The following is a 3,104-nucleotide window of genomic DNA, read 5'->3' as shown; positions in this document are numbered from 1 at the left end:
GCCCCGGCCCGTACCCGCCGCCGCGCGACCCGCGCCGTTGCCGCCCCCGAGGCGCCCGCCGCCGAGGTCGTGGTCGAGGCCGCCGCCCCGGCCGAGGCAGCCGCTCCGGCCGCCGAGGAGGCCGCCGCTCCTGCGCCGCGTGCCCGTCGTCGTGCGACCCGCGCCGTGACCGCGCCGGAGGCCCCGGCCGCCGCCGAGGCCGTGGCAGCCGCTCCGGCCGTCGAGGAGGCCGCCGCTCCTGCGCCGCGTGCCCGTCGTCGTGCCACCCGCGCCGTGACCTCTGCCGAGGCCCCCGCCGCCGAGGCCGTCGTGGAGGAGACCGCGGCCCCGAAGGCCACCGTCACCGTCGCCGACGCCGTGGACTCCCCGAAGCGCGGCGGCCGCCGCCGCGTCACCCGCTCCGCCGCTTCCGCGGCCTCCTCCGCCCCCGCAGCCCAGGCCACCGCCCCGGTGCAGCCCGCGGCCGAGGAGCCCGCCGCCCCGGCACCGTCCCGGGCCGCGCGCCGCGCCACGCGTCCCGCCGTCGCCGTGTTCCAGGCCCCGGTCTTCACCGAGCCGATGTTCCAGACCCCGGAGACGGCCGCCATGGCCGCCGCGGCCGCCGCCGCAGCCGCCGAGGCGGAGGAGATCGAGGAGGAGGACGAGACCGAGGCCGAGGCCGAGGCCGTCCAGATCCCCGCCGCGCAGCCGGCCGGCCGGCGTCGCCGCCGCGGCCGCGGTGCGGCCGAGGCCGCCCCGGCCGCGGAGTCCGCGCCGGTGTCCCTGGCCGACGTCGAGCAGATGGAGGCCGAGGCCGAGTCCGCCGAGCTCGACGAGGAGTCCGCCGAGTACGAAGAGGGCGACGAGTCGGGCGAGCGCCCGTCCCGCCGGCGCCGTCGCGGCGGCCGCCGCCGTCGCCGCGGCGAGGCCGCCGACCTGGACGAGTCCGCCGAGGACGAGAGCGAGCAGGAGGCCGCCGCCGAGCAGGAGGCCGCCGAGCTCGACGAGGAGGAGGACGAGGCCGACGAGGCCGGCGCCCTGGGCTCCAGCTCCAGCCGTCGTCGCCGTCGCCGCCGCCGTCGCAGCGGTGACACGGGCACCGAGGCCGAGGCGGGCGAGGAGGACGGCGTACGCACCGTCGTCAAGGTCCGCGAGCCGCGCCCGGCGCGCGAGAAGGCCGAGCCGTCCGACGAGGTGCAGTCCATCAAGGGCTCGACCCGTCTGGAGGCCAAGAAGCAGCGCCGCCGCGAGGGCCGCGAGCAGGGCCGCCGCCGCGTCCCGATCATCACCGAGGCCGAGTTCCTGGCCCGCCGCGAGGCGGTCGAGCGCGTGATGGTCGTCCGCCAGAGCGGCGAGCGCACCCAGATCGGCGTCCTCGAGGACAACGTGCTCGTCGAGCACTACGTCAACAAGGAAGAAGCCACCTCGTACGTCGGCAACGTCTACCTGGGCAAGGTCCAGAACGTGCTGCCGTCGATGGAGGCCGCCTTCATCGACATCGGCAAGGGCCGCAACGCCGTCCTGTACGCCGGCGAGGTCAACTTCGAGGCGCTCGGCATGGCCAACGGGCCGCGCCGCATCGAGTCCGCCCTCAAGTCCGGCCAGTCGGTCCTGGTGCAGGTCACCAAGGACCCGATCGGCCACAAGGGCGCCCGCCTGACCAGCCAGGTGTCGCTGCCCGGCCGCTACCTGGTCTACGTGCCCGAGGGCTCGATGACCGGTATCAGCCGCAAGCTGCCCGACACCGAGCGCGCGCGCCTGAAGACCATCCTCAAGAAGATCGTCCCCGAGGACGCGGGCGTCATCGTGCGCACCGCCGCCGAGGGTGCGAGCGAGGACGAGCTGCGCCGCGACGTCGAGCGTCTGCAGGCCCAGTGGGAGGACATCCAGAAGAAGTCGAAGCAGATCTCGACCTCTTCGCCGAGCCTGCTGTACGGCGAGCCGGACATGACCGTCCGCGTCGTGCGCGACATCTTCAACGAGGACTTCTCGAAGGTCATCGTCAGCGGTGACACCGCCTGGGAGACCATCCACGGCTACGTCTCGCACGTGGCCCCGGACCTGGCCGACCGGCTGTCGCGCTGGACCTCCGAGGTCGACGTCTTCGCGACGTACCGGATCGACGAGCAGCTCGCCAAGGCGCTCGACCGCAAGGTGTGGCTGCCCTCGGGCGGTTCCCTCGTGATCGACAAGACCGAGGCGATGATCGTCATCGACGTCAACACCGGCAAGTTCACCGGTCAGGGCGGCAACCTCGAAGAGACCGTCACCAGGAACAACCTGGAGGCGGCCGAGGAGATCGTGCGCCAGCTGCGGCTGCGCGACCTCGGCGGCATCGTCGTCATCGACTTCATCGACATGGTGCTGGAGTCGAACCGCGACCTGGTCCTGCGGCGCATGCTGGAGTGCCTGGGCCGCGACCGTACGAAGCACCAGGTCGCCGAGGTGACCTCGCTGGGCCTGGTCCAGATGACCCGCAAGCGGGTGGGCCAGGGCCTGCTGGAGTCCTTCTCCGAGACCTGCGTCCACTGCAACGGGCGCGGTGTGATCGTGCACATGGAGACGCCGACCGCGGTCGGCGGCGGTGGCAACGGCAAGCGGGCCAAGCGCCGCGGCGGCCGTGGCCACGAGCACGACCACGAGATCGAGGGCGTCGAGACCGTCGGGACCGAGGCCCTGGAAGCCGAGACCGAGGCCGAGGTGGCCGCCGAGCTCGCGGCGCCGGTGGCGCTGCCCGAGCCGGCGTTCGTCGCGGACGAGGAGCTCTACAGCAGCGCCGCGGAGGCGGAGGCCGCGGCCGGCCTGAGCGGCCGTCGCAACCGCCGCCGTGCCACCCGCAAGGCGACCGCCCCGGCGGGTGCCCCGCGCGGCGGCGCCGCCCAGGCGGCTCCGGCCGCCGCTGCCCCGGCCCCGGTCGTCGAGGCCCAGCCGGCCGTCGAGGCGGAGCCGGTGACCGAGCCGGCCGACACGGTGCTGGAGCCGGCCCCCGAGGCCGTCGCCGAGGCCCCCGAGGCCGTCACCGAGACCGCAGAGGCCGCCGGGACCGTCGAGCAGGCCGCCCCACCCAAGCGCCCGACCCCTAGCCGTGGCGAGCGCAAGGGGTGCGCCCGCGCACCGGGAGCCGT

1 protein-coding gene is annotated in these 3,104 nt (G+C 75.3%); it reads left to right on the top strand.

Going from position 1 to position 3,104, the window contains the following annotated elements; genetic code table 11:
- The coding region (locus ACFXA3_RS39665; protein ID WP_385195812.1) for an Rne/Rng family ribonuclease at nt 1-3,104 on the top strand (3,104 nt) is incomplete at both ends.

The sequence above is a fragment of the Streptomyces sp. NPDC059456 genome (assembly GCF_042750055.1).
Taxonomy (GTDB): domain Bacteria; phylum Actinomycetota; class Actinomycetes; order Streptomycetales; family Streptomycetaceae; genus Streptomyces.
Note: the sequence above shows the minus strand (reverse complement) of the source record. Positions and strands in the feature narration are given on the sequence as shown.